The sequence below is a fragment of the Johannesbaptistia floridana genome (genome assembly GCF_057440575.1).
The window spans coordinates 1-23,758 of record NZ_JALKVM010000093.1; the positions used below are offsets into that span (position 1 = coordinate 1).

At 35.7% G+C, this 23,758-nt stretch carries 23 protein-coding genes and 1 pseudogene; 9 read left to right on the forward strand and 15 right to left on the reverse strand.

The features are described 5' to 3' along the window. Nucleotides 1-478 precede the first annotated feature (478 nt). The 9 genes from MW688_RS06525 to MW688_RS06565 form a co-directional block, all read right to left on the reverse strand. Entirely contained in the window at nucleotides 479-937 is a 459-nt protein-coding gene (locus tag MW688_RS06525; RefSeq protein ID WP_486735128.1) for a DVUA0089 family protein, read from the reverse strand. Nucleotides 938-1,211: 274 nt separating this feature from the next. After that, the gene (locus tag MW688_RS06530) at nucleotides 1,212-1,526 is read right to left on the reverse strand and encodes a hypothetical protein (RefSeq protein ID WP_486735150.1); all 315 of its coding nucleotides are present in this window, start codon (nucleotides 1,524-1,526) and stop codon (nucleotides 1,212-1,214) included. Between the two features lie 153 nt (nucleotides 1,527-1,679). Further along, the gene (locus tag MW688_RS06535; RefSeq protein WP_486735129.1) at nucleotides 1,680-2,246 is read right to left on the reverse strand and encodes a Uma2 family endonuclease; all 567 of its coding nucleotides are present in this window, start codon (nucleotides 2,244-2,246) and stop codon (nucleotides 1,680-1,682) included. Between the two features lie 151 nt (nucleotides 2,247-2,397). Then, nucleotides 2,398-2,868, reverse strand: a complete 471-nt coding sequence (locus tag MW688_RS06540; protein ID WP_486735130.1) for a hypothetical protein — start codon at nucleotides 2,866-2,868, stop codon at nucleotides 2,398-2,400. Continuing rightward, nucleotides 2,865-4,013, reverse strand: coding sequence for a glycosyltransferase family 4 protein (locus tag MW688_RS06545; RefSeq protein ID WP_486735131.1), 1,149 nt, complete (start codon nucleotides 4,011-4,013; stop codon nucleotides 2,865-2,867). The genes MW688_RS06540 and MW688_RS06545 overlap by 4 nt, the downstream gene beginning before the upstream one ends. A gap of 135 nt (nucleotides 4,014-4,148) precedes the next feature. Continuing rightward, a complete protein-coding gene (locus tag MW688_RS06550; protein ID WP_486735132.1) occupies nucleotides 4,149-5,132 on the reverse strand; it encodes an ATP-binding protein in 984 nt (327 codons plus the stop codon). 601 nt (nucleotides 5,133-5,733) lie between these two features. Further along, complete coding sequence (locus tag MW688_RS06555; RefSeq protein WP_486735133.1) at nucleotides 5,734-7,323, reverse strand: glycosyltransferase family 39 protein; 1,590 nt, start codon at nucleotides 7,321-7,323, stop codon at nucleotides 5,734-5,736. 711 nt (nucleotides 7,324-8,034) lie between these two features. Further along, nucleotides 8,035-9,606, reverse strand: coding sequence for an alpha/beta hydrolase (locus tag MW688_RS06560; RefSeq protein WP_486735134.1), 1,572 nt, complete (start codon nucleotides 9,604-9,606; stop codon nucleotides 8,035-8,037). Nucleotides 9,607-9,611: 5 nt separating this feature from the next. Further along, nucleotides 9,612-10,442 carry an SDR family oxidoreductase gene (locus tag MW688_RS06565; RefSeq protein WP_486735135.1) on the reverse strand — a complete coding sequence of 277 codons (831 nt, stop codon included), beginning with the start codon at nucleotides 10,440-10,442 and terminating at the stop codon, nucleotides 9,612-9,614. 220 nt (nucleotides 10,443-10,662) lie between these two features. Here MW688_RS06565 and MW688_RS06570 point away from each other — a divergent pair, with 220 nt between their 5' ends. After that, nucleotides 10,663-10,956: a type II toxin-antitoxin system RelE/ParE family toxin gene (locus tag MW688_RS06570; protein WP_486735147.1), complete on the forward strand. Its 294-nt coding sequence runs from the start codon at nucleotides 10,663-10,665 to the stop codon at nucleotides 10,954-10,956. 31 nt (nucleotides 10,957-10,987) lie between these two features. Next, nucleotides 10,988-11,302: a HigA family addiction module antitoxin gene (locus MW688_RS06575; RefSeq protein ID WP_486735136.1), complete on the forward strand. Its 315-nt coding sequence runs from the start codon at nucleotides 10,988-10,990 to the stop codon at nucleotides 11,300-11,302. A gap of 58 nt (nucleotides 11,303-11,360) precedes the next feature. On the opposite strand, the gene MW688_RS06580 is transcribed toward MW688_RS06575, so the two are convergent. Continuing rightward, on the reverse strand, nucleotides 11,361-13,607 hold the full coding sequence (locus MW688_RS06580; RefSeq protein WP_486735137.1) for a type I polyketide synthase: 2,247 nt from the start codon (nucleotides 13,605-13,607) through the stop codon (nucleotides 11,361-11,363). 59 nt (nucleotides 13,608-13,666) lie between these two features. On the opposite strand from MW688_RS06580, the gene MW688_RS06585 reads away from it, so the two are divergent. The 5 genes from MW688_RS06585 (at nucleotide 13,667) to thiL (ending at nucleotide 18,135) form a co-directional block, all read left to right on the forward strand. Beyond that, nucleotides 13,667-14,686 carry an alpha/beta hydrolase gene (locus MW688_RS06585; RefSeq protein ID WP_486735138.1) on the forward strand — a complete coding sequence of 340 codons (1,020 nt, stop codon included), beginning with the start codon at nucleotides 13,667-13,669 and terminating at the stop codon, nucleotides 14,684-14,686. Next, entirely contained in the window at nucleotides 14,674-15,387 is a 714-nt protein-coding gene (locus tag MW688_RS06590) for an aspartyl/asparaginyl beta-hydroxylase domain-containing protein (protein WP_486735139.1), read from the forward strand. The genes MW688_RS06585 and MW688_RS06590 overlap by 13 nt, the downstream gene beginning before the upstream one ends. 84 nt (nucleotides 15,388-15,471) lie before the next feature. Further along, a complete protein-coding gene (locus tag MW688_RS06595; RefSeq protein ID WP_486735140.1) occupies nucleotides 15,472-15,933 on the forward strand; it encodes an SRPBCC family protein in 462 nt (153 codons plus the stop codon). A gap of 143 nt (nucleotides 15,934-16,076) precedes the next feature. Next, the gene (locus MW688_RS06600) at nucleotides 16,077-17,141 is read left to right on the forward strand and encodes a peptidylprolyl isomerase (protein ID WP_486735148.1); all 1,065 of its coding nucleotides are present in this window, start codon (nucleotides 16,077-16,079) and stop codon (nucleotides 17,139-17,141) included. A 1-nt stretch (nucleotide 17,142) separates the two neighbouring features. Beyond that, nucleotides 17,143-18,135: a thiamine-phosphate kinase gene (gene thiL, locus MW688_RS06605; protein WP_486735141.1), complete on the forward strand. Its 993-nt coding sequence runs from the start codon at nucleotides 17,143-17,145 to the stop codon at nucleotides 18,133-18,135. Nucleotides 18,136-18,161: 26 nt separating this feature from the next. On the opposite strand, the gene MW688_RS06610 is transcribed toward thiL, so the two are convergent. Then, entirely contained in the window at nucleotides 18,162-18,965 is an 804-nt protein-coding gene (locus MW688_RS06610) for a CPBP family intramembrane glutamic endopeptidase (RefSeq protein ID WP_486735142.1), read from the reverse strand. 106 nt (nucleotides 18,966-19,071) lie between these two features. After that, on the reverse strand, nucleotides 19,072-19,479 hold the full coding sequence (locus MW688_RS06615) for an AbrB family transcriptional regulator (protein ID WP_486735143.1): 408 nt from the start codon (nucleotides 19,477-19,479) through the stop codon (nucleotides 19,072-19,074). 211 nt (nucleotides 19,480-19,690) lie between these two features. Here MW688_RS06615 and MW688_RS06620 point away from each other — a divergent pair, with 211 nt between their 5' ends. Then, complete coding sequence (locus MW688_RS06620; protein WP_486735144.1) at nucleotides 19,691-20,659, forward strand: succinate dehydrogenase/fumarate reductase iron-sulfur subunit; 969 nt, start codon at nucleotides 19,691-19,693, stop codon at nucleotides 20,657-20,659. 15 nt (nucleotides 20,660-20,674) lie between these two features. Next, complete coding sequence (gene aroC, locus MW688_RS06625) at nucleotides 20,675-21,763, forward strand: chorismate synthase (protein WP_486735145.1); 1,089 nt, start codon at nucleotides 20,675-20,677, stop codon at nucleotides 21,761-21,763. A 1,416-nt stretch (nucleotides 21,764-23,179) separates the two neighbouring features. Here aroC and MW688_RS06630 read toward each other — a convergent pair. The 3 genes and pseudogenes from MW688_RS06630 to MW688_RS06640 form a co-directional block, all read right to left on the reverse strand. Beyond that, a complete protein-coding gene (locus tag MW688_RS06630; protein ID WP_486735146.1) occupies nucleotides 23,180-23,461 on the reverse strand; it encodes a DUF4351 domain-containing protein in 282 nt (93 codons plus the stop codon). Nucleotides 23,462-23,467: 6 nt separating this feature from the next. Beyond that, nucleotides 23,468-23,626, reverse strand: a pseudogene (locus MW688_RS06635) (DUF2887 domain-containing protein); the annotation flags it as partial. Between the two features lie 9 nt (nucleotides 23,627-23,635). After that, nucleotides 23,636-23,758, reverse strand: a 123-nt coding sequence (locus MW688_RS06640) for a DUF4351 domain-containing protein (protein ID WP_486735149.1), incomplete at its 5' end; no start/stop codon positions are given.

Here is a 23,758-nt window from a genome sequence, read left to right on the forward strand (position 1 = left end):
TCATTACTTCAAAACTCATTACTCAACCACCACCAGTAACATTAGGTAAAGATGCTTTGGTGTGAGGAATCATTGGTTCCCTGTTACTTTTTGTATAGATTAAACTGGCAATTTTTACGTTTAGCAATCAACTAAGATTTCTGTGGTGGCACTAATTGATTTTTTTTGTTTCCTGTTCTAATATCTTGAAAATTAGCGTTGCCGAAGGCATCCGCTTCGTGGTGCCCACTCATAACATCTCTTGAGTAGTTTTACTCATTTTAGCATTTTGCAGACACGCCCTAGTACATTGTTACCAAAAGTTTGTCAGATACTATTAATTTTTTCCGAATTCCGTGTCAGGCGTGCGCGTTCACGCTTCGCCGGAAGCGCGGGGTCGCACCGCAATTCCTTTCTTCCGAATTGGCTCGACCTACACAGTTAACTTATGACACATCACCTTGCATTGTGTAAGAGCCTATGTCGGAACTTCCGCCTATTAAACAATGACTCCACTAATTTGATATTGTCCTAAACTTCCATAATCAGTATATCCTGTTTTTAGTGAATCTCCTTCTCCAGTCCCAGTAACGCTTAAGAAATACTGTCCTGGATTTAAAGTCATATCAAAATAGGCAGATAAAGAATTTTTAGGGTTAGATGTCTTAATTACCTTACCAGAAGAATTATACAATTTGGCTAAGATGTCTAGATTAGCACCATTGTCAAAAGAATTGATATCCAAATCAATTTTTTTGCTTGTTGTCTTTGTAAATGTAAACCAATCTTGATCTTTGTGGTTGTAAACATTAACTAAATCATCTCGACCATCACCGTTAAAATCCCCAGTTAACCAGCGTTGACTATCCCAAAAACCAGCAAAGCTTTGAAAATTAGATTGATATTCAAAACCAGAACCATTAGATAGATGAAGCCATGTACGAGCTATTTGAGACATTTTTCTCTCTCCATTTACTTGACGTTTTTAAGGAGTACGATTTAACTATTCAGTTACAATTCAGTCTAGATAAGGGTTTGAAACTGTGCCACTAGAGAGTGTAAGAAGCTAATCTTAAAAATAGTACTAAAATACTATTTTTACCCAAGAAAAAATCTATTTTTTTGATGAGAAAAAGCCTTTTAATCATCAGTCTTGGTCTGCTACTGGTGTGCCCTAGAAACTGGCGCGATCGCACTGGAGCTTAAGTATAAATACTTGATTTTTTTGCGAACTATCCATAGGGAGTAATGCGCGAAGCCATCCTTGTGAACTCAACTGCGTCAGTAAAATTTGCCACGCCATCTGTTGTTACTTTTTCCCTGCTACACAGTTTAAAATAATTTTTTTGTTCTCTTGACGTTATAGGGAAAATTGTCACTATCGATACAATCTCTAGCCATTTTTCCAGCTTTCTTTGACCCATTTTTACAGTGCTGCTGCTTTCATATATTTCTCGTAACTCTTCTTTTAATTGATAAGCTATACTTAAAATGGGAGAAGAATTTTTCCATCTACTGACTTTTAATGATCTTGAGTAATTCTTCATCTTCCTTAACTAGTTTATAAGGCATTTTTTACTCCTACTTTAATCCCCATGTTGTTTATGCTTTCATAGCTAGTAAACAATATAAAGTGTTGATATTTCTACTTTACATTTTGCTTTTTTTATGGTAGTAACAATCTTAGGTAAGGTCAGTTACTAATCGAGATTAACTTCTTCATAGATTTCTGAAACCAGACAGGAAAAATCAATTATATTGAGGGTGATGCGATCGCTTTCACTATAAGAAGATAATATCCATTGTTGTTGGTCATTTTTAAAAAAAGTATCAACTCTTTTGGTATTCTGACTAATCAAGACATACTCTTGTAAAGAATCTAATTGACGATAATCAGCGAATTTATCTCCTCTATCAAAGGCTTCTGTGCTATCAGAAAGAACTTCTATAATTAAACAAGGATAACAAATATATTGAGTCAAGGTTAAATCTCTTGAATCACAACTCACGGCAATATCAGGATAATAATAACTGTTGATTGATTCAATTTTTACCTTGGTATCAGAAATATAGGCGCGACAGTTTTTACCTCGTATATGAAACCTCAATAAAGCAAATAAATTGCTTGTGATTAAAACATGGTTGTTACTAGCGCCAGCCATTGCATAGATTTTTCCTTGGCGATATTCATGTTTAACATCGTTTTTTTCTTCCCAGGAGAGATATTCTTCAGGATTAAAAAAAAAGGTATCAGCTTTAGCAATCATAGTTATCAATGATTTTATTCATCAAAAAAAAGAATTTTTCGCGAGGATTAGCTAGTACAATGGTAATGGTGCTTGGCTCTCAGTATTAGATGTTACTATTGGACAATCAAAACTCATGGCTTCTAACACTGAAAATTTAGTCTTTTTTTTCTCAAACAATATTAATACCAAATTCCTGACGAATTTTATCTACAGACTGATTCATATAAGCTTGATAGTCAAAAAACTTCCATCGTTTTTTCATACGACTGCAATTAAACAATACCTTTGTTGCCGATGGAAAAGCCACAAGCAGGGTGACTGGTAAATGTAACCAATCTGTGTCTAATACAATCTCGCGAATAATTGGATGGCGTAAATAGCGCATATAGCCAATAATAGAGAGATTTGTGCCAAATAGACTCCAAAGATCAATGAGAAATTCTCCCTTATGACTATTGTCGCAACCAAAAACCACATGACAAATATCATGAGATTCCATCAATCTTTGTTCCTCACCAGAGAAATGCTCTGGATCCACTCGGTTGTGTGTATAATATTCCTTGAGGGCATCTGCTAAAGTTAGATTACATTTCTTAGCTTGATAGTTCAAAGCGGGAGTTACAGTATTGTTATATTTCATCTTCCTAAAGTTTGATAAGCTTTGAGAGTAGCTTCTGCGGTTTTTTTCCAGGAGTATAGCTTTGATCTTATTATACCCCTTTGAATTAATTCATCTCGTAATTGTTGATCGCTGATTATTTTTCTCATTCCTTCAGCAATGGCGATCGCCTCATCAGGATTTACTAATAAAGCGGCATCTCCCGCTACTTCTGGCAGGGAAGATGTATTAGATGTTACTATTGGACAACCAAAACTCATAGCTTCTAACACTGGTAATCCGAATCCTTCGTAATAGGATGGATAGACAAAGAGAGTAGCATGGCGATAAAAATAGGCGACTAATTCATCACTTAGATAGTTTAAGTGGTGTATTTCCTCTTTGTAGGGAGAAGTGGCTATCGCCTCAAAAATTCCTTGATAATTCCATCCTTTTTGACCAATTAACACCAGTTGATGTTCTATTTTTTCGCTTTTTTTGAGATAATTAAAGGCAGTAACTAAGTTAATCAGGTTTTTCCGAGGTTCGATGGTACTTACGAAGAGAAAATAGGGACGAGAAAAATCATAATTTACTTGATTAATATCTACCGGAGATAGTTGTAAATTACTAAAGCGGCTGGCTTGGGGAGTAACTACTATCTTGTTAGTATCTATTTGAAAATATTCACTAATTTCTTTTTGAGAGTTGTGGGAAAAAGTAATAATTAAATCAGTCCACTTCAGACATTGCCGAAGACGACGACTATAGTTTTTCACCACATAATTTACATAATCAGGATACTTAACAAAAGTTAAATCATGAATGGTGAGAATATTTTTACTATGACGACAGGGATAAACATAATGGTCTGTTCCCTGGAGAATATCAGGATTTTTTAAACTTGATTCTAAATAGGATAAAATTGGGTTAGGAAAATTGGCAAGTAGACTAGAAAAGGTCACAGGAAGAGGTAAACAATAGCTATCTAGAGAAAAATCAGTTTGACGAGAAAAGCTCAAATCTCCCCTTAACCACTTTTTTATACTAGGTTGATAAATTAAATTTAAAACAAAATTCTCAGAACTTTGGAGTTTAGTCAAGGCTTGCACTAAATTATAAATATACATACCTATGCCACTAGGTTGAGCGCGTAAAGCCGTTACATCTATAGCTACTTTGAGCATTATTTATTAATATCATTTCCACCTAATTAATTATAGCAATGTTATCACCTCGTCAGCTTTCAGGTTAAAAACTTAAAAAATAATCTGCGCATTTAAATACAACAGTAACTTTGGATAAACCTAAAAGAGCTGAATCTAATCTTCTGTCAAAGAATAATTAATCTCAAAACTCGTTCCTTGACCTAATTTAGAAACAATCTTTAAATCACCATGATGTTCAACTATAGAAGTTTTGACAATATTAAGACCAAAGCCTAACCCAGAGGTTAAGTTTCGATCTTGGTCTTCTTTGGTACTAAAATCGGGATTGCATAATAATTCGTAAACTTCAGATTCTGTGAGCTTTGCTGCCTTATTTACTGTTATTATTCCTTTTTTAATTGCTTTATCTTTAACTTTTTTTTGATTAATTCCTGCACCATCATCAGCAAAAATTATGGTTACATTTTCTGAAGAAGGTTTGACTGTTAATGTAATTAATCCGACGGGAGATTTACCTAATGCTTTTCTCTCTTCTGGGAATTCAATTCCATGGGCAATTGCATTATTGATTAAATGGGGTAAGATACTTCGCAAATGTCGAAGAATTATTTCAGGTATACTTACTTCTCCTGCAATAATAATTGCCGTTGCTTGTTTTCCTTCCTTTTCAGCTATGGTTTTGACGGCTGATTCTAAGGGAAATATTTCACCTATTTCTTGAAATAATTGATATTTTTGACATAACTTGTGAAAAGTTGATTGAATTATACTAGCTAACTCTTTATATTCTTTTTCTATGCTTGATTGTCGCTTTTCATCAGGAATGATTTCTGAAGCAGAGATAATCGTATTTTCTAAACAGTCAAATAATTTGAGTAAATTGGTGGTTAACTGTTGGTCAACTTCTAGAGAATGGTCACGAATTAGCTTAAGATATTGAGTTAGATGATGGGCTATACGTTCAATTAATTGTAAATTAAGAAATTTTGCATCTGCTTCTAGAGAAACTATATGGCGAAGTGCATCTTGAAGGTTTGCCGTTTCTCCTTGAGGTAGTGCCATTAATTCTAATTCCAGGAATCTTAATGATTCTTGATGGCGATCAAAAAAATCTAAAATTTCAGCAGGGTAACTCATTTATTTTCAAACTTATTAACCTTTCATTTTTGGCTAGTAACACCTCTTAATATATACGATTTTCCCTCTTTCTTAAATTAAGTAATTTTACTTAAAAGGGATAAATTATCTGGTTTATTTGGAAATGAAATGCGATCTCCTCACACCAACTCACATCTTGCATCAAAACCCAAATGTTACTGGTTGTGGATGAATTATGAGTTTTGAAGTAAGGAGTTATGAGTAAGGAGTAAGAAGCAATGAGTTATGAGTAAGGAGTAAGGAGTAAGGAGTTATGAGTAAGGAGTTATGAGTAAGGAGTAAGGAGTAAGGAGTAAGGAGTAAGGAGTAAGGAGTTATGAGTAAGGAGTAAGGAGTAAGGAGTAAGAAGTAAGGAGTAAGGAGTAAGGAGTAAGGAGTAATGAGTAAGGAGTAAGGAGTAAGGAGTAAGGAGTAAGGAGTAAGGAGTAAGGAGTAATGCGTTAAAGAATTGATGTTAAACTGAGAGCAAAGCATGAGTACTCTTGTACTAATTTAGCTGTCTGAAAAATTAGTACATAAGTTCTGGTGGAAGATATGAGATGAGGAATATTAGTTTTAGCTAAAAAACACCAGATTATGTTTATTCAACTTGCCATAGGGATAAATGAATCTCTTCTGGGGTTAGAAGTTGCGGTTTATATACCTGCTCAATATTTAGTTCTCTCTGATGAATTATATCTATTATCTTAGCAGAAGGATTGAGAACAAAGATAGTTTTACTAGATTCAAAGATAGGGATACTCTTCTCTGTTGATAAGAGTTGAAATTGAGTCTCATCTGAGGTTAAATAACTAAGAGAAATAGCATCTAAAATATTGTCTGCTTCCGTTAAGAGAATTGGGTGTTCAGCTTGATTAATTATGGCAGCGATTACAGGATTGTCTAAATTACGAGTTTTTTGATATCGAGGAGATTTATCTAAAATAAATACACAAGAAGCTAGTTGAATAAAAATCACTAGTACGAGAATATATTGCCAAATCTTCGCTTTTGTCTTGGTAAAAAAATAAGCGATCGCTATAGGAATAAATAAATAACTAGGAATCATATATCTAATTGCTGTTGAACCTTGTCTTCCCAAAACTAAATCAATTAGTCTCATAACCAAAAGAGGAATAATCAATTGAGTTAAAACAAATAACCAAGTTTGCTTAGATGTCTTTTTCGATAAGCTATAAAGAGAAATAAAGATAATTATAAATAGATTAAAATCAATAACTATTCTCAAAATAGTAATAGGAGTTAAAGCAGGATAAATAGGCGTTTCAATAAAAACAGTAGAAATACTATAAATCCAAATCACAAACATTGCTACTAAATTTAAACTACTGTTCATCCACAGGGTATTTTCTTGCAATAAATCCCAATTTTGGAGAATAATTACTCCCCAAGGAATAAAGGCAGTAATGGCGGCAGCTACTATCATTAAATGAGTGAATAAACAGTCTCTTTTTATAAGCAAAACATAAATAGTTTGAGCAAAAACAATTAAAAAAGATAATAAAGATGTATACAAACTAGCAGTTACAACAAATCCATATAATAACCAATAATTTATTGACTTTAGCCGCAAAGATTTTAATAAAAATAAATGGGACAATAAAATTAAAACTATCCATAAACTGTAAGGACGCGCTTCTTGACTATAGGTTAAATATAGAGGAGAAATAGCTAAAAATCCAGAAGTTAATAAGGCTACTTGAGAATTGTTAAATAACTCCTGAGATAAACAATATATACAAACTATTGCTAGAATGCTAAAGAGAATAGATAAAGCTCTAATTTTGACTACTGAACTCCCCCAAATACTTAACCAAATTTTTGCTAAAATAAAATATAGGGGAGTATGTTCTGGACTTTTGGTCAAAGCTTGCCATGTATCTAGAAAAGTTTTATCTGAGTTAACAGGATGTTGATAATTTTGTAAATTTTTAAGAGGAATTAATCCTTGATGATTAACTTCGGTAATTACTTCTTGTTTAGTAAACCCAGAAACTCTTACAGAGGTAGCTACTTCATCAACCCAATAAATTTTAGAATCTAAGTTGATAAGTCGAAAAATAATTCCTAAAACAATAATAGTTATTATTGCTAATTTTAGTAAGCGTGAGGTATATATTTTATTCCCTATTCCTGGTTTTCTATTTATAGCAGTAGTTCGTGTTAACAATATTTATATTTACAGATCCCCCCAACCCCCCTTACCAAGGGGGGCTTTTCATAATAACTGTAAACATCTATTTGCGAGCTTGCTATAATAATATCATGTCCGGTTAAATAAACTTTTTCCTTCACCTCACATCTTCCACCAGTACTTATGTACTAAATTAACCTCAGAAAAAGTTCATTTCTCTTTAGCCTAAGATCTGGCAAAGGTATACCAATTTTTAAGCGTTGAGCATTAATTCTTTAACTCATTACTCATTACTCATTACTCATTACTCAACCACCACAAGTAACATTAGGTAAAGATGCAAGATCTGAGTTCACACCTTCTTCCTTTCCTTCTACTCATATCTTGCACCAGTACTTATGTACCAAATTATTCTGGGAAAAAGTTCATTTCTCTTTCGCCTAAGAAAAGAGTCTTTAGAACAAAAATACTGAATACGCCTTTTTGGTCAACCAATTTTTAAGCGCGATCGCATTAATTCTTTAACTCATTACTTCAAAACTTCAAAACTTCAAAACTCCAAAACTCATTACTCCTTACTTCAAAACTCATTACTCCTTACTCCTTACTTCAAGACTTCTTACTTCAAAACTCATTACTCATTACTCATTACTCATAATTCATCCACAACCAGTAACATTAGGTAAAGATGCGAGGGTCTGAGCTACCTCATCTCTTACTGAATAAGGATTTGAAAATCTGCTGCAACTAATCTTGAGGGGACGAGATTAAGTATAAATCAAAGGATTCTTGGTCAATAAAGTTAAAATCCTTTAAATTTAAATAGGGACTATTTGTTTGAGTATTGAGCAAGTCAGTTTGAAAGAATAGTAAACTTAAACTATGAAGATAATTGTTAGTTACTTTTACCACTTGCTCTTCTGAAACAGTTTGATTATCAACTAAATTAACTAATTGTAGGGTATTGCGACTATGAACAAGGTTGAGGGAGATCGCCAAATACTTATCAGCAGAATTGAGAGAATTAAACAAAGGCAATTGTTCCACCAACAAAGGAGTAATCAAGTCTTTGTTAGTGGTTTGTAAAAACACAGGAATATCAATCTTCCTTAACTCATTTTCCCCAAACAAACTCCAGCCAAAAGGTACATAACCGAAAATCGCTTGAATCCTTTCGTCGTATAAATCATATTCTTCACTAGGCAATTCTAGAGCTCGACATTGATAGTACAAAGAGATGTTGATATTACCAACTTCATCCAAAGCTTGACAATCCTGTTGTAGTTGTGTCCAATTAATTTTCGCACCAGCGAGGGATAAACTGGTAGTGAAACCAAAGGAATAACCAAAGATACCCACCTGTTCTAAGTTTAACTGTTGAGAAAATTCTCTTGTATTTAGTTCTTCGAGTTTATCTAAAACAAAACTAATATCTAGAGGGCGATCAATAAATTCCCTAGAATCAAAAGGTTCATGATCATATCCTTGGTAAAAAGCCTGTTGTCTTTCGTAATTACTCTCAGGATGGTCTACCACTACTACAGCAAATCCATGAGAAGTAAGATGTTCAGCTAATGGTTGAAAGCGATCAATATGGGCACCTAAACCACTTGAGATGAGAATCACAGGCATATTATCTGGTGAAGCTTCAGGTAAATATATAGCTACCTGGAGATTTCTTTGTCTAGAGACATCAGTAAATACTTGAACTTGTTTAGTAACGGTAAAATTTCCAGGCTGGTGTGGAAACAGAGAATCATCAGAATCAAAAGTAATCGAGTTAGTCTTCTCCAATTGATTAATAAAATTATCAGTATCCTCAACTAGAGTATTAACTGTCTTGAGAGTAGTAAAGATATGAGCTAAATTAATATGTATATCATGGGGAAAATTCCGTATAAAATTCATCATAGTTAAACCTTCATCACTCAGGGCTGATTCAACCATAGAACTACGAATAGCATAAAAACCATTCGTTCCTTGAGGCATTTGTATAGTTTTACCTAGAGAATTAATAATTTTAACTCCAGCATAGGTTCTCGTCAGTTGATAAAGGGTAAATGCTTTGATATCAAAACTTTGATTGAGGGTAGAGCGTATTTTTTCTAATTGTTCAGGTTCTACTTTACCTAAATATGGTCTTAATTTTTGGTCAACTGTACCAGTTTTAGCAAAATTATCTAGAGATTCTACTGGAATGCTAAAACTAAATATACTGTAGTTAAGAACAATTTTTTCCGCACTGTTACCAGGTAGAGACAGCCAAACATTACTAATAACTGCTAAACAAAAAGCTTTAACTATATATCTATAGACCATTTCACCTAATTTCTTGATTTAGTTAACCTGTTTACTTTCTTAATTTTACTTTCAAAATACCTGTTGATTGGTGTAATCAGTAAGCTATGAAATTTAGCTAGAAAAGTGATTTCATGACCAGGAGTAATTAAGAAAGTCTTTTTTTCTATACCTTTAATCATAGTAGCGGCGATCGCCTCAGGACTCCATACTTTACTTGTAGCGGCTATTGCCTTAGTTTCTGGTGGTCTTTGCAGATTTTCTCTTTGTAGTTGAGGTGTATCTGTATCTGGGGGATAGATAATGGAAATATTTATCCCCATAGGTTTTAATTCTAAGCGCAGAGATTCTGCTAAGCCTCTTACAGCAAATTTACTAGGACTATAGGCAGAATAACCATATATACCCATTAAACCAGCACCAGAAGAGACAAACACAATATGACCTTTTTGGTTTTTTTGCATCTCAGGAAGTACCGCCTGGAGACAATAGAGGGAACCAAAATAATTAACCGCCATCAACTCCTCAAATACTGATGTAGATAAATTCATAAAATAATCAGTCTCCACTATACCTGCTGCGGTGATTAACAATTCTGGAGTACCCAAAATAGCTATTGCTTCTTTGATAGTGGCGGTGATTTCTGCCTGTTTACTCACATCAGCGCTATAAGTATATATTTTTTGTTCGGGATATATCTTTTTTAGAGACAATTCTGATTGAACCTGTTGAAGTTTTTCAGAATTTCGCGCGATTAAAGAAAGATTACACCCAGCTAACCATAGTAATTTAGCTGTTGCCAGACCAATACCACTAGAACCACCAGTAATGATAGCGTGTTTCTGTTGAAAATCCATCTTTGTCCCTCCAGGCGACTCTCGTTATACTCATATCTTGCACCAAAACAAAAGTACTGATATGAAATAGAAAAATAAATGCTAAAAACGAGGTGATGACAAGCAACCTTGAGCCCCTGGTTTGAAGTTGAGATTTAAACATTTTTAATTGAGTCAATTCAATTTGAGAAAATAATTTATTCTATTTGCATTAACACACTGTCCGTGATACCATGCTAATCTGATAGAATCCTTTAAAAATAAAGCATCAGAAGATATATTTTATGGTCGAAATACAAAACAAGCGAGAAAGGCTTGTCCATCTAGTCTTTGGACTATAGCAAGTCGAAAACTTGATCAGTTGGATTCTGTTGTAGCTTTAGAGGAATTAAGAATCCCTCCAGGAAATAAATTGGAGGCTTTAAAAGGCGATAGAAAAGGACAACACAGTATCCGAATAAATAATCAGTATCGAATTTGTTTTGTTTGGACAGATAGTGGAGCAAAAGATGTTGAAATTACGGATTATCATTAGGCGAATTAATTAAATCAAAGAGGAAAAAGCAATGATTAGGATACCGACTCACAGACCACCAACCCATCCAGGGGAAATGTTATTAAAAGAATTTTTAGAGCCAATGAATATTTCTCAGAAATATTTGGCTGATGCTATCCATGTGCCTTATCAAAGAATTAATGAGTTAATCAATGGCAAAAGAGGTGTTACGCCAAGTACCGCTTTGAGATTAGCTAAGTTTTTTGGCAATTCTCCTGACTTTTGGCTTAATTTACAGCTTCGCTATGAGCTTTACTTTGTCAAGAAAAAAGAAGAAGGAGAGTTGGCTAGTATTAACGTTCTGACGGGGTTACAGGGCGACTGAAAAGCTTATGGAGATTGGGGGGTGGCTTGGGCGCACCGCGAGGGTTAACACCAGAAGTTCACTCTATCCAATAGCGACGACGTTGAAAAGGATAATTAGGCAAAGGTATTTGGGGACGTAAAATATGTGATTCGACTGCTAACCAATCTATCGGTATTCCTAGTAAATATATTTCTGCTAATTTAGTAAATAGTGATTGTTCTATATCTGGGTATTCTAAGTCCATAGAGAGAGTATAATCATCTTCAGAGGTTTTAGTCTGGTTTATTATCAATGTTTCCGATTCTGATTGATACCCCAATCCATTAGCTGATTTTAAACTATCACCAAGACTAGTTGTCCCCCCTAGAGTTTTACTCACCCATACTCCTACACCATCTCCCTTCATAGTAGTTGGAATTATTCCCCAGGATTGCCAAAGTTTAGCTAAAACATATTCTACAGTAAAGATTACTAAAGGAGATGAATCTGGTAAATTGATTAACCTAGAATCAGTCAAGGCAGAAATTAGGCGATCGCATTCAGCTATAGTTTCTTGACAAACTAAATAATTCTTTTCTAACCAATCAAGTTTTATGGAAGCAAAGGAGATACTAGGAGGAAAAACAAAACTAATAGCCGCAGAATAATTAACTTTAGTTTTACCTAACCAAGTATATTTGTCTGTGACGCCATTGAGTAGTTGTTTTAATTGGTTTTTTAATTCAGATAATCCAGTAGTTACAATCCCTAGGCGATAGTTAAAATCAGTTCTTCCTACATTCACACTGTAGCAAAGTTCAGCTAAATCTAAATAAGGATGATTATCTAAAAAATTAATATAATATTGAATTAGAGCGCTTCTAGCCCCTTCAGTTTGGGCAGATAGGGTAAATAAGTAACAATTTAATTGTTTTTCTCGTTCAATCTGGTAATAGGGTTGTTTTCCCTCGCCTATAATTAAATGAGCATTGGTACCACTAAAACCAAAAGAACTAACTCCCGCGATTCTCTCTAATTGAGAATTTAACCAACTAGTTAATTTGGTTGGCACCAGAAAAGGTAATTGTTGCCAATCAATATGGGGATTAGGATGAGAAAAGTTAATTTGACCAGGAATAGCCTGATGCTGAATACACAAGATAACCTTAATTAAACTAGCAATTCCCGCCGCCGCCTCTAAATGTCCTAAATTAGCCTTGACTGAACCAATTATTATCGGGGAAGAGGAATCCACCTGGTTACTAAATACTCGCCCTAAAGCATTAACCTCAATAGGATCTCCTAGTATTGTACCTGTGCCGTGGGCTTCTATATAACTAATCTCTCGGGGTTGTTTACCACTATTAACTAAAGCTTGTTGAATTACCTTTTCTTGGGCATTACCATTAGGGGCAGTTAAACCACTACTGCGCCCATCTTGATTCACAGCAGAGCCATATAATACTGCTAAAATGGGATCTCGATTGGCGATCGCCTCTTCTAATCTTTTTAGTACAACTACACCACAACCTTCTGAGCGGACAAAACCATCAGCCTTAGCATCGAAGGGTTGACACAAGCCAGTAGGAGACAACATCCGCGCCTTAGAAAAATTAATCGTAATTTCTGGGGAAATAATCCGATTAACACCGCCAACAATGGCTAAATCAGATTCTTGATTCCGTAAAGATGCGATCGCCAGATGAACTGCTACTAAAGAAGAAGAACAAGCCGTATTTACTGCTAAACTAGGTCCAGTTAAGTTTAAAAAATAAGATAAACGTCCTGCTGTTACGCTATGATTATTACCAGTAGTTAAATAGGCATCAATTTTTTCAGGAGATCTTTTTAACAACTCCTGAAGATAATCATGACCACAACTAGCAACAAATACACCTGTTTTACTTTCTGATAATTGTGCCATTGTGATACCCGCATTTTCAAGGGCTTCCCAACTTACCTCTAAGAATAATCTTTGCTGGGGATCTAAACTGAGAGCTTCTTTTGGGGATATATTAAAAAATTGAGCATCAAAATCAGTCAAATGATCCACAAATCCCCCATACTTACTGTAGCTTTTTCCCGGTTTTTGAGGGTCACTATCATAATATTCCTCTTGAAGCCAATGATGGCTGGGAATTTCCGTGATTCCGTCTTTTTCTTGTGCCAATAATTCCCAGAATTGTTGCGGATTATTTACTCCCCCCGGAAAACGACAAGCCATACTGATAATAGCGATTGGTTCTTGTTGTCGGTTTTGTAGCTTGTTTAATTGAAACTGTAATTGTTTAATAGCAATTAATGCCTGTTTAATTGAGGGAGATTCGGAAAAATCAGCAACCATGTTTTGATGTGACTTAAATTTTCAATCAATTTTTAGTTTAACTAACAATTTTGGCAATCATGAGGCGAAAAAGAACTAAATTACTTAAATCAATAGGGGTTTATTTCATAATATTCTATCTCAGTTTAGGTATTACCCTGAGAATTGGGCAAACCCGATTACTATTTTTTCCCTCCTCCCATATCCTCTCCACCCCCGCTAGTGTTAACCTAGACTACCAACAGGTAGAAATTCCTGTCAAAGACAGTAAATTAATTGCTTGGTGGATACCTAGTCAATACTGCGTAGGTTTGGATTTTGACTTTTCTTTTAGGCAAGCAGAGGAGCAGGGAGACCGGAGCAGGGAGAGGGATTTTCGGCTTTCTCCCCCGCCCCCTGCTCCCTGCTCCCTTGCAGTCTCAACGGAGGATTTAGGCTTAACCGAGCAGTATTGGATACCTAGTCAATTGCCTAGGCGTCCCACTTTACTATATTTACATGGTAATGCTAGTAATTTAGGGGATTTAGTCGGCAAAGCTTTGATATTTCACAATTTGGGATTAAATACTTTATTAATTGATTATCGAGGTTATGGTATGAGTGATGGCCCTTTTCCTAATGAAACTCGTGTTTATGAAGATGTGGAAGCTGCGGCAAACTATCTTACTATGGTTAAACAGATTCCCACAGATACAATTTTTCTCTATGGTCATTCCTTAGGAGGGGCGATCGCCATTCATTGGGCATCTCAACAACCTCATCTAGGGGGAGTAATTATCGAAAGTTCCTTTACTTCTATCAAAGACATGCTTTCTCATATCTTCCCTGTACCTTTATTTCCTCCTTATTTGATTTTAACCCAAAGGTTTGATTCTCTCAGTAAGATTAGTCAAATTCAAGCCCCTATATTAATTATGCACGGTACTCAAGATCGTGTGATTCCTGTTACTATGAGTAAACAACTTTTTCAGCAAGCTACTGGGGTAAAATGTTTAGTGTTATTTCCTGGTGCTGGACATAATAATATATCTCAAGATGATGTTCTTAAATATCAATTAGTACTTAGTCATTTTTTTGAGCAGAAATCATGCAAAAAATAAATTACTTTGTTTTAAGACAAGGAGAAAAATATATACGTAAATTAGAAGCTTTGATTGCTAATAATTCTCTGGTAGGCGATACTGCTTTTTTTGAAGTTAATCAGTTTTCTTGGGTAAAACTTTTAGAAGATAATTGGACTACTATTAGAGCTGAATTAGATAATATCTTAGAATCGGTAGAAACCATTCCTAATTTTCAAGATCTCTCTCCTGATCAATATAGCATTACTCAAGATGATCGCTGGAAAACTTTCTTTTTCTATGCCTATGGATTTAAATCGGATATTAATTGCCAAAAATGTCCCCATACCTCCTCTTTGATTGAACAAATTCCCGGCATGACTACCGCCTTTTTTTCGATTTTATTACCAGGAAAACATATTCCTGAACATTATGGTCCTTATAAAGGAGTTTTGCGCTATCATTTAGCTTTAAAAGTTCCTCAACCTATCACAAGTTGTGCCATACGAGTTCAAGATAAAATATGTCATTGGCAAGAGGGAAAAAGTCTGATTTTTGATGATACTTTTGCTCATGAAGCTTGGAATTATAGCGATGAGATTAGAGTGGTTTTATTTGTAGATTTTATTCGTCCTTTGAGATTTCCGGTTTCTTGGTTTAACTTGTTTTTAATTAAGTTAATTTCTATTTCTCCCCTAGTACAAGAAGGTAAGAAAAATTTTGAAAAATTTAATAAATAATTATGCTGTCTGTTCATTTTGTCATTTTCATGATCAAACTGTAAGAAAAACGCTATATTGTAAGTCAAAAAGGTTAACAAATTTATGTTAAGATTTCAAAAGTCAATATTAATTAATGCCCCTGTAGAAACGGTCTGGAGATTCCACGAAAGACCAGATATTTTAGAAAAGTTAACTCCCCCTTGGCAACCAGTAACCATCGTCGCCAAAAAAGGACGCTTAGAAGTAGGTGCGATCGCCGAATTTCGTATTACAATAGGAGTTGTACCAGTTAAATGGGTTGATGAACATATTCAATGCAATCCCCCCCATTGTTTTACTGATATTCAAATTGAAGGTCCCATGACATCTTGGCGACATGAACACCAATTTATGCCTCTAGGACAACAAACACGTCTGATAGATACCATAGACTATGAGATTCCCGGAGGTTCATCCTCAGAATTTTGTCTAGGTTGGTGGGTTAATTCACGTTTAGAAGAAATGTTTAAGTATCGCCACCAGGTAACTAAAAATGAATGCGAAATTCTCGAAAAAAACAATTAATTTAATCCCGATGTATTGTAAAGTTTAACTAAAAATATTAGATACTAGAAGTTGTGCAATTGAGAGTTAAAGAGAAAAAAGCGATGAAATCAGTACAGATACCTCAATTAAAGTGGTATAAAAACTTGCTAAAAATTCTGATCATGGGAATATGTTTACTCAGTTTGGGCTTGAGTTTACCTGTTCAAGCCAACCCAGTACAAATAAGTATGTTAGCAGAAGGAGATGCAATTACAGATCCTACTTCTTTACTTAGATATGCCCTTCCTATAGATAATCAAGAAGTTAGAAAACTCCAAGAAAGTATAGAAGGTTTATCTAAATACTTGCGGAGTAAAAGATGGGGACCAATTAAGAGTAATCTAAAAGATGCCTATTTAGTAACTAGTTTTCGTGAACAAAAACTCCTAGATAGTGTACCATCTGAACGTCAACCCCAAGCAGAAGCCTTAATTGCTGCAATTAGAGAAAATATTGTTGAAATCCAAGACATAGCCGCCACTAAAGATAGAGAGGGAGTATGGCTGAAACGCCGCGCAATTCTAGATCAAATTACTGATTTAGAAAGCTTAATGGTAGTAGATTTTCCTTTTGAAATTTCAGAAGAATATAGCAATCTGCCATACCTAAAAGGACGTGCTACCGTAGAAATAGAAACCACTCAAGGAAACATGACTGTTGTAGTTGATGGTTATAGTGCCCCGATTAATGGTGGTAATTTTGTAGATTTAGTAAATAGAGGTTTCTATGATGGTTTACAGTTTATGCGTACTCAAAACGATTCTGTAGTACAAGTAGGAGATCCACCAGGAGAAGCACAAGGTTTTATTGACCCAGAAACTAAAGAATATCGCGCTATTCCTCTAGAATATCTAATTAGAGGAGATTCAGAGCCTACTTATGGTTTGACTCTAGAAGATGCAGGTATTTATTTAGCTGATTTGTCCTTACCATTTAGTGCCTATGGTACTCTAGCTTTAGCACGTCCTAGCAATGATCCTAATGGCGGATCTTCCCAAGTATTCTTCTTTAAATTTGATACAGAATTGACTCCTCCCGGTTTTAATCTGATGGATGGTCGCTATTCTGTCTTTGGTTACCTAGTTGAAGGTAAAGAAGTTTTAGAAAATTTAACCCCACAGGATAAAATAATTAAGGCTACAGTAGTCAAAGGAAGAGAAAATTTGGTAGAACCTACTAAGGCTTAAAATGCAACAAACTATTAAAGATATAGGTGAACAAGGATTATTGGCAAAATTACAGGAATTTTGTCCCCAAGAGATAATTGGTGATGATGCCGCGGTTTTGTCGATAAATCCAGAAAAATCTTTAGTAGTAACTACAGATGTGTTAGTAGATGGAGTGCATTTTAGCGATCGCACTACTTCCCCTTGGCAGGTAGGCTGGCGTGCCGCTGCCGCTAATTTATCAGATTTAGCGGCAATGGGTGCCTCTCCTGTTGGTATCACTGTGGGTTTATCTCTTCTAGGAGAAACTCCAGTAAGCTGGGTAGAATCACTTTATCAAGGATTGGTTAGTTGTCTTAATACATACAACACTTATATTCTGGGGGGTGATGTTTGTCGCTCACCAGTTAATACTATCTCTATTACTGCCTTGGGGGAGGTGAGTGGCGATCGCATAATTCGTCGCTCCCTAGCTCAACCCGGGGATGTAATCCTTATTACTGGTTATCACGGCGCTTCTCGTGCTGGTTTAGAATGTTTACTTCACCCAGAAATAGCTACAAAGCTTCCTCAGAATACCCTCGAATCTCTGATTAAAGCCCATCAACAACCCTTACCTCGCTTTGATGTTATCTCTCACCTCTGGGCAAATGTTGGCAATATTGCTATCGCTGGTATGGATACTAGCGATGGCTTAGCCGATGCCATTTTACAAATTTGTCGCGCTAGTCGTATGGGAGCAACCATTAATACTGATATGTTGCCTATTCTCCCTGCTTTGACTGAATTTTTCCCTACACAAGCTCTTAACTGGACTTTGTATGGTGGGGAAGATTTTGAGTTAGTTTTATGTTTACCTAAAAACCAAGGGGAAAAACTGCAACAATCTCTAGGTTTACCCGCGGTAATTATTGGTGAGATTACCAGCAACCCTGAAGTCAAAATCATTACCCCTCAAAGTTCTTCTTCACCAATTATTCTTAGTTTAGATCAAGGTTTTCAACATTTTAACTAATTGGCCATCTCCCTGTAGTTATATCTTTAAATTATCTGACTGCAAACCACACCAGTTCCCAATAACAATAATATTCCCACTAAACCAGCTAAAGGCTCATTCCTAAATCCTTTTAACCAAGGAGAACCTTTATCAGTGTAAATCATTAACTCAGCACTAGTAGTAGTCGCTAACAGCCAAATCCATCCTGTGTGCAAACCCCAAGCTAAACCAAGATTACCATTAGCAGTTAAACGCGCTGTAACTAAGACCATCCCCATTAGCCATAAACCAGGTAATTGAGGTAAGGTGTTTCGGCGTTCCCAAACTAGGTGTAGACAGGCAAAAATTAAACTAGAAATAGCTCCCGAAATATAATAACTGTAATTACTAGTTAATTCAGTCAGCATCCAACCGCGAAAGATTAATTCTTCTACTAAACCTACCATTAAACTTAAACCCAAAAGGGGTAAGATAAGTTTTCTTGTTTGCGGTATATTTTCAGTTTGCCACTCTACCCAATTTAAGGAACTTTCTATAGTCAATAATATTACTAGCCCGACAATTGCTAATAATAATCCCAGAATAAACCAACCGAGTAAATTAACTGGAGAGTTTATTCCACAACTAGCCCAACTAGTTTCCTCTAGTGTAATCGCTCCCCAAATTATTAAGGGAGCAATTAAGTATAGAGAAGCCAAAAAAGGTATTTTTTGCTCTGTTTTTAAAGGTTGCTGAAAGCTATAATTCAGTTTAACTGCTAGAAAAATTCCAAGTGGTAACCAAATAATCAGCCAAACTGATAAAAAAATCACTATTCTGACTAAAGGTGTGGGGATAATTGTTGGCATTCTCTTTTTATCCCCTATAGTTTACTATGGTTAATCATGGAGCACCATATCTAAAGAGCAAATTTGATCATCTGTTAATCAACAAATGCCTATAGGCAAAAACTACTTATACAGACATACTTGCCATAGGTTCGTCGTTATTTTCTACCTCTGGTTCGATTTGTTTTAAATGGATATGTTTATATCCTAATTTTATTTCAAATTCATCCCCAGGTTTTAATCCCATCTCATTTGTGTAGGTTGAACCGATAACAATTTGCCCATTTTTATGTACTGTGACTTTATAAGTTGCCTCTCTGCCACGTCCATCTTTTACACCCTCGGGATCCAGAGGAACTCCCTTAGCTGCTAAAACGGCGTCATAAAAATCAGTTAAATTAACTCGGGTTTGTCCATTCTTAATGCTATAATATCCACAAAGTTTCGCGGTTTCTCGACGAGGTAGACTCGATAACTCTTTTACTTTTTGAAGTAGGGCTTTTCCTACTAGTGGAGATCCATTATTTTCACTCATCGTTAATACTCTTCTTTCCAAATCTCTTCTGTTTATTTTTTTGCTAGTAAATAACATTATAAAAAAAATATTCAAAAATGAAAATAGAAAAAAGCAAAAAATTGAACTTTTTTTTAATTAAATAACAAATTTCCCCTTTTTGAGAAGGTAAACTAAAAGAAGTAAGATTATTTTAAAATTAAAACTAAAACAAAAGAGGGATTAGATATATATGCAAGTATTGTTCAAAGTACTTCGACAAACTTCTGAATCAGCACCTGAATTTAAAAATTACACTCTAGAAGTTGACCCGGGAAAGACAATTTTAGATTGTTTAAATCAAATTAAGTGGGAGTTAGACGGCAGTTTGGCTTTTCGTAAAAATTGTCGCAACACTATCTGTGGGAGTTGTGCCATGAGAATTAATGGTCGCTCCGCCTTAGCTTGTAAAGAAAATGTGGGTCAAGAATTGGCTAATTTTAATGAGAAAGAAATTGTGATATCTCCTCTAGGAAATATGCCAGTGATTAAAGATTTAGTCGTGGATATGACTAATTTTTGGAATGACTTAGAATCTATTGAACCTTATGTGAGTACTAAGGGCCGCCAAATTCCTGAAAGAGAATTTTTACAAAGTCCAGAAGATAGAGAAAAACTTAATCAAACAGGTAACTGTATTATGTGCGGCGCTTGTTATTCTGAGTGTAACGCAAAAGAAGTAAATAGTGCTTTTGTGGGCCCCCACGCCTTAGCAAAAAGTTTACGCCTAGTAAAAGATAATCGAGATAGTCAGAAGGAAGAAAGATTAGAAAAATATAACGAAGATACCAACGCTGTTTGGGGATGTACTCGTTGCTATATGTGTAATTCAGTATGTCCCATGGAGGTGGCGCCGATGGAACAAATCAGTAAAATCAAACAGGAAATATTAGAACGCAAAGAAACAGGAGAACGCCCAATTCGTCACCGTAAACTCTTAGTAGATTTGGTGAAACAAGGGGGATGGATTGATGAGCGGAAATTTGGAGTACTATTAATGAGTAATAATTTTCGAGATCTAAAAAGCCTGATATCTATCTTACCAGTAGGCTGGAAAATGCTACTAAAAGGAAAACTCCCCAAAAGCTTTGAACCTTCAGAAGGGACAGAAGAAGTAAGATCTTTAATTGAAGCAGTACAAGGAAAAGAAAAATCAAAATAAGGAAATAAGAAAATTATGGGCAATACCTTTGGACATTTATTTCGGATTACTACCTATGGAGAATCACACGGAGGTGGAGTAGGGGTAATTATAGATGGTTGTCCACCACGTTTAGAAATAACAGCCCAAGAAATTCAAGCAGATTTAGACCGCAGACGTCCAGGACAAAGCAAAATAACTACTCCTCGTCAAGAAACAGATACCTGTGAAATACTCTCAGGGGTTTTTCAAGGGCAAACCTTGGGTACACCAATTTCTATTCTGGTGCGTAACAAAGATGCGCGGTCTCAAGACTACACAGAAATGGAGCAAAAGTATCGTCCTTCCCACGCCGACGCTACTTATGATGCTAAATATGGTATTCGTAATTGGCAAGGAGGAGGAAGATCCTCGGCAAGAGAAACTATTGGGAGAGTGGCAGCAGGGGCGATCGCCAAAAAAATCTTACAGCAATTTGCTGGTGTAGAAATTATCGCCTATGTGAAGAGAATCAAAAATATAGAAGCTGTTGTCGATCCAGAAACGGTTACCTTTTCTCAAGTAGAGAGTAATATTGTGCGTTGTCCTGACTCCGAATGCGCCGAAAAAATGATTGATTTAATTGATACTATTCGTCAATCTAAAGATTCTGTAGGGGGAGTAGTAGAATGTGTCGCCCGCAATGTACCCAAGGGATTAGGTGAACCAGTATTTGACAAGTTAGAAGCGGATTTAGCCAAGGCAGTACTATCTCTTCCTGCTACCAAAGGCTTTGAAATTGGTTCAGGTTTTGCGGGCACACTCTTAACTGGAAGTGAGCACAACGACGCCTACTATATAGATGAAGAGGGTAAAACACGCACTCGTACTAATCGTTCTGGTGGTATCCAAGGAGGTATTAGTAACTCAGAACCAATCATTATGAGAATAGCCTTTAAACCCACAGCTACTATTGGTAAAGAGCAACAAACTGTTACTAAAGATGGGGAAAATACCCAGCTTGCCGCTAAAGGCAGACATGATCCCTGTGTGCTGCCTCGCGCTGTACCCATGGTAGAAGCGATGACAGCTCTAGTTTTATGCGATCATCTCCTGCGACATCACGCCCAGTGTCAATTGTGGTAATCAGTTTCTATCTATTGTTAATCACAAAAAGTAATATGATTTAGAGGCAAGCTATAGGGCGCAAGCCAAAGTGATAGGGCGCAAGCCAAAGTGATAGGGCGCAAGCCAAAGTGATAGGGCGCAAGCCAAAGTGATAGGGCGCAAGCCTTGCGCCCCTACTAGCACGTGTAGGGTGCGTTAACCTGCGTGTAACGCACAAGTTAATTATCTCGTCTTCAGACACTTATCTTGTACCTCACTTGCTTTGGAATTGCTATAATGCGTAAGGCTATATAAATGAAGTAGCAAGCCTTGATAGGGCGCAAGCCTTGATAGGGCGCAAGCCTTGATAGGGCGCAAGCCAAAGGGATAGGGCGCAAGCCTTGCGCCCCTACTAGAGCTTGCTGAAAACTCTAAAACTCAGATCTGGCTTAATCTCAAGCACTTATAGTACGTGTAGGGTGCGTTAACGTGCGTGTAACGCAAAAGTTAATTATCTCGTCTTCAGAAACTTATCTGTTTAATTAACTTGAGAGGTAAAAACATAAAGGAGGGCGTGAAAACCGGATTTGGTATCAATTTCCAAACATAATGTAGGGGCGCAAGGCTTGCGCCCTGACTATAGCTACTCATCAGTAAATGAGTGGGTTTTGATGCAATATATAAATATACTCACCTACTTAATAAAAAACAATATTTATTTGGAGAAATTGAATTATATCGAAGGGAAAACATAAAGCTATATAGCATTACAAAAAATAGTTAGGACATCTAGACTTGAATGAAAGGAAGAAGGAACAAAAAAATGTCAAACATATTAATGCGTAAGGCTATATCAATGAAGTAGCAAGCCTTCCTATAGGGCGCAAGCCTTCCTATAGGGCGCAAGCCTTCCTATAGGGCGCAAGCCTTGCGCCCCTACTAGGGCTTGGTGAAAACTCTAAAACTCAGATCTGGCTTAATCTCAAGCACGTGTAGGATGCGTTAACGTGCGTGTAACGCAAAAGTTAATTATCTCGTCTTCAGAAACTTATCTGTTTAATTAACTTGAGAGGTAAAAACCTCACGGGGTGACAAGCAAGATAAGATGACGGCTTTGGCTTGCCTTTTAAAAGAGAAGCTGCTGAAAAAAAATTCCCCCCACCAGTAACTTTGGGTAAAGATGCAAGATCTGAGTTAACTCACATCTTCCACCAGTACCTCTGTACTAAATTAACCTCAGAAAAAGTTCATTTCTCTTTACCCTAAGATCGTAGCAAAGGTCAACCAATTTTTAAGCGTTGAGCATTAATTCTTTAACTCATTACTTCAAAACTCATTACTTCAAAACTCATTATTCATCCACCAGTAACATTTGGGTTTTGATGCAAGATGTGAGGTTAGGCGATTTTGAAGAGCGATCGCACCTGAAAACTTATTACTTATTACTTTAGAATCTTAAGGATTATTTTGAATTAACCAATCTTGTAGATCTTGTTCTTGATTAAAATTTAGAAAGGCTTGTGCTAAATTTTCTAATTGTGTCAAACTTAACTGATTGATTCTAGTTTCATTTTCAGGAGAAAGTTGACCAAATTTTCCCTTTAATAAACGCACAATCATATTTATTTCTCCTTCAAGTTTACCTTCAAGTTTACCTTCAAGTTTACCTTCAAGTTTACCTTCAGCCTTGACATCTTGATAAAATCGAGTTTGCTTGAAATCGTCTAAATCAAACATTGCTTCTATCTCCTCTCTACTTTTATTGGGTAATTTGTACACTAATATTTTTTCTACTAACTCAATGAAGTTTTTTTGAATAGTTTCATCTGTTAGTTTTATTTTAGCTTGATTAATCAGCGATCGCCCTTTTGTTACTAAAGATTTTTCTCCTTGTATGATAATTTTAGAATCTTAAGGATTATTTTGAATTAACCAATATTGTAGATCTTGTTCTTGATTAAAATTTAGAAAGGCTTGTCCTAAATTTTCTAATTGTGTCAAACTTAACTGATTGATTCTAGTTTCATTTTCAGG

Bases quoted from the DNA above. Each gene is read 5' to 3' on its own strand.
- MW688_RS06525 (WP_486735128.1), bottom strand. From the start codon at position 937: ATGTCTCAAATAGCTCGTACATGGCTTCATCTATCTAATGGTTCTGGT.
- MW688_RS06530 (WP_486735150.1), bottom strand. From the start codon at position 1,526: ATGAAGAATTACTCAAGATCATTAAAAGTCAGTAGATGGAAAAATTCT.
- MW688_RS06535 (WP_486735129.1), bottom strand. From the start codon at position 2,246: ATGATTGCTAAAGCTGATACCTTTTTTTTTAATCCTGAAGAATATCTC.
- MW688_RS06540 (WP_486735130.1), bottom strand. From the start codon at position 2,868: ATGAAATATAACAATACTGTAACTCCCGCTTTGAACTATCAAGCTAAG.
- MW688_RS06545 (WP_486735131.1), bottom strand. From the start codon at position 4,013: ATGCTCAAAGTAGCTATAGATGTAACGGCTTTACGCGCTCAACCTAGT.
- MW688_RS06550 (WP_486735132.1), bottom strand. From the start codon at position 5,132: ATGAGTTACCCTGCTGAAATTTTAGATTTTTTTGATCGCCATCAAGAA.
- MW688_RS06560 (WP_486735134.1), bottom strand. From the start codon at position 9,606: ATGGTCTATAGATATATAGTTAAAGCTTTTTGTTTAGCAGTTATTAGT.
- MW688_RS06565 (WP_486735135.1), bottom strand. From the start codon at position 10,442: ATGGATTTTCAACAGAAACACGCTATCATTACTGGTGGTTCTAGTGGT.
- MW688_RS06575 (WP_486735136.1), top strand. From the start codon at position 10,988: ATGATTAGGATACCGACTCACAGACCACCAACCCATCCAGGGGAAATG.
- MW688_RS06580 (WP_486735137.1), bottom strand. From the start codon at position 13,607: ATGGTTGCTGATTTTTCCGAATCTCCCTCAATTAAACAGGCATTAATT.
- MW688_RS06585 (WP_486735138.1), top strand. From the start codon at position 13,667: ATGAGGCGAAAAAGAACTAAATTACTTAAATCAATAGGGGTTTATTTC.
- MW688_RS06590 (WP_486735139.1), top strand. From the start codon at position 14,674: ATGCAAAAAATAAATTACTTTGTTTTAAGACAAGGAGAAAAATATATA.
- MW688_RS06595 (WP_486735140.1), top strand. From the start codon at position 15,472: ATGTTAAGATTTCAAAAGTCAATATTAATTAATGCCCCTGTAGAAACG.
- MW688_RS06600 (WP_486735148.1), top strand. From the start codon at position 16,077: ATGGGAATATGTTTACTCAGTTTGGGCTTGAGTTTACCTGTTCAAGCC.
- thiL (WP_486735141.1), top strand. From the start codon at position 17,143: ATGCAACAAACTATTAAAGATATAGGTGAACAAGGATTATTGGCAAAA.
- MW688_RS06610 (WP_486735142.1), bottom strand. From the start codon at position 18,965: ATGCCAACAATTATCCCCACACCTTTAGTCAGAATAGTGATTTTTTTA.
- MW688_RS06615 (WP_486735143.1), bottom strand. From the start codon at position 19,479: ATGAGTGAAAATAATGGATCTCCACTAGTAGGAAAAGCCCTACTTCAA.
- MW688_RS06620 (WP_486735144.1), top strand. From the start codon at position 19,691: ATGCAAGTATTGTTCAAAGTACTTCGACAAACTTCTGAATCAGCACCT.
- aroC (WP_486735145.1), top strand. From the start codon at position 20,675: ATGGGCAATACCTTTGGACATTTATTTCGGATTACTACCTATGGAGAA.
- MW688_RS06630 (WP_486735146.1), bottom strand. From the start codon at position 23,461: ATGTTTGATTTAGACGATTTCAAGCAAACTCGATTTTATCAAGATGTC.